Source organism: Oleiphilus sp. HI0080 (assembly GCF_001635135.1).
The window spans coordinates 1-2,059 of record NZ_LWFU01000698.1; the positions used below are offsets into that span (position 1 = coordinate 1).

Sequence of the window (2,059 nt, forward strand, 5' to 3'; positions counted from 1 at the left end):
TAAAACTGCTTGCCAAGAGAATGCGCGATCTTCACGCCGCGCGCGAGGTTTTCTATCTTGTTGAACTCGTTCTCGCGCACCCGAAGACTATAGCGAGGTTGTCCGGCATAGACGGCATCTGCCCCATAGGCGAATGCGTATTCCATATTTTGAATAGAGCCTGCAGGCGAGAGCAGTTCGACAGATTTCATTAGCGTGGCCTCAAATTCGAGCAAATTAAATTGCGCGCGATTCTAGAGGCTTCTTGGTTGATGCGTTTTGATGCAAATCAATCGCGTGCACAGAATTCGAATGAGCGAATTAAGATGCTGCTCATCATTTCGCCGAAGAGGGCTCACCCCAAATACATCTCATACATCTCTTTAAGGCGCTCGGCTTCCGTCCGCTTCGTTAAGCGTTCAGCTAGTTTTGCTTTTTTTCCTGCATGGCTTGAGGCAACTACTTGATAAACCACAGTGGTTTTATTGCCATGCTGCATTGTGCTGGTTTGAACGATATCAATCGACTTCAATATGTCTTTGTCTATGATGCGAGTTGTAATCGGGTAACCAAACAAGAATCGGCGTGCTTTGATTCCTTGGGAGTTAACCTGAACACGGAGGGACTTCGCCAGATAAAATATGCCCCCGAAGAATATGCCGAGGCCGACCGCCGAAAATACGATAGGGAAGAGAAGTGGCGCGCCCATATTTCCGGCAAACAAACCCGCAGCGGTGAAAAGGGCACCAAACAGGCTTAGCGAAATTCCTGGAACCGGTCTTTGAAACGAAGGAAAAAAGGCCTCAACGCCGCCGTCAACGGTTTGAATTTGAGCCACGCTGTATACACCTTCTTCGGCTTGAGACTGCGTGAGTGGGTGATGCTCCGTTCCTTCGTTGATACTGGAAAATACTGGTGCTTCCGATTTAAAGACCGGAATGATGTATTCGCGTTCAAAATCGGCGCCTCTTAGCGCGCCATTGATATTTACTTTCCAAAGAACATAAGTCTGTTGATCGTCAGGTGTTGCTTCGGGTTTGTCTTCGGGAACATCAAACCGAAAAGACAAGCGCGTACCGTGAGGACCGCGTTCATGATGAGCTACGCCTTCGGACTGCCAAATGATGCTTTCTGTGCGTCGGCGATTCTTTCCTGAACCGGTGATATAACTCTTGCGACAGGAAAGCGTCACGTCAAATTTGTGGGCTTTTGAGTAAGGTAGCCGAAGAGAAACTTGGCCACCGACCTGTCCACCTATGCATCCCGGAAAAGGATCCATGAGTAGCGGTGTTTGACCAAACCGTTTCCATTGTCGTGTGGCCCGGATACTTAGGCCAAGCATCACGAGCCCAATGATCGGAAACAAAAATACTACCGCGGCCTCAGGTTTACGGGAAATTTCAGATAAAATATTGTCTTCACCTAGGAAAGGCGTGTAGCTGATTAGATTCCAGAATATGGTAAAACCCCAAAGCACATAAACTGCGCTTTTGGCTGACGAACGAATACTATTGTTTTGCCACGCTTTTTTCTCTTTCCACCAAGTCTGCAAGTGCTACTCCTAACGTAAATCCTTTTATATAAGCTAAGCATGCTCAGCCACTATTGTTATTAATAATAGATCGAAAAAGACGATCTATTTGATTTAAATAATCGTATTTCTAGTGTTCATTGTTCAGGCTAGACTGCCCATTGCATTACGAGGACTCATTATGCGCCATTTGAATTACAACCATCTTCTGTACTTTTGGACTGTTGCTCAGGAGGGAAGTGTGGCGCGGGCAGCGGATGTTCTGCATCTTGCTCCGCAGACCATTAGCGGACAACTAAAAATGCTGGAGGATTCAATCGGGGAGCCGCTCTTCACGCGCGTAGGAAGAGGGCTCGCAATCACCGATACCGGACGTATTGTCGAGCAGTATGCAGACGAGATTTTTAACCTCGGCGCTGAGTTGACGCAGCGTGTAAAGAACGAGTCGTTGGGGGCGCCAGTCGTCTTCAATGTCGGTATTGTCAATTCGATTCCAAAGCTGATCGCCTATCGAACCTTGAAACCGGTCATGCGTATGATGGAGAGTAT

Annotated in this window: 2 protein-coding genes and 1 pseudogene; 1 reads left to right on the plus strand and 2 read right to left on the minus strand. The window is 47.5% G+C overall.

Annotation, left to right across the window (positions count from 1 at the left end; all coding sequences use genetic code 11):
- Both A3751_RS15075 and A3751_RS15080 read right to left on the minus strand, forming a co-directional pair.
- A pseudogene (locus A3751_RS15075) lies at window positions 1–191 on the minus strand (U32 family peptidase); the annotation flags it as partial.
- Window positions 192–334: 143 nt separating this feature from the next.
- A complete protein-coding gene (locus tag A3751_RS15080) occupies window positions 335–1,531 on the minus strand; it encodes a hypothetical protein (RefSeq protein WP_068457619.1) in 1,197 nt (398 codons plus the stop codon).
- Between the two features lie 220 nt (window positions 1,532–1,751).
- Between A3751_RS15080 and A3751_RS15085 the strand changes: the two genes are divergently transcribed.
- The coding region (locus A3751_RS15085) for a LysR family transcriptional regulator (RefSeq protein ID WP_231876904.1) at window positions 1,752–2,059 on the plus strand (308 nt) is incomplete at its 3' end.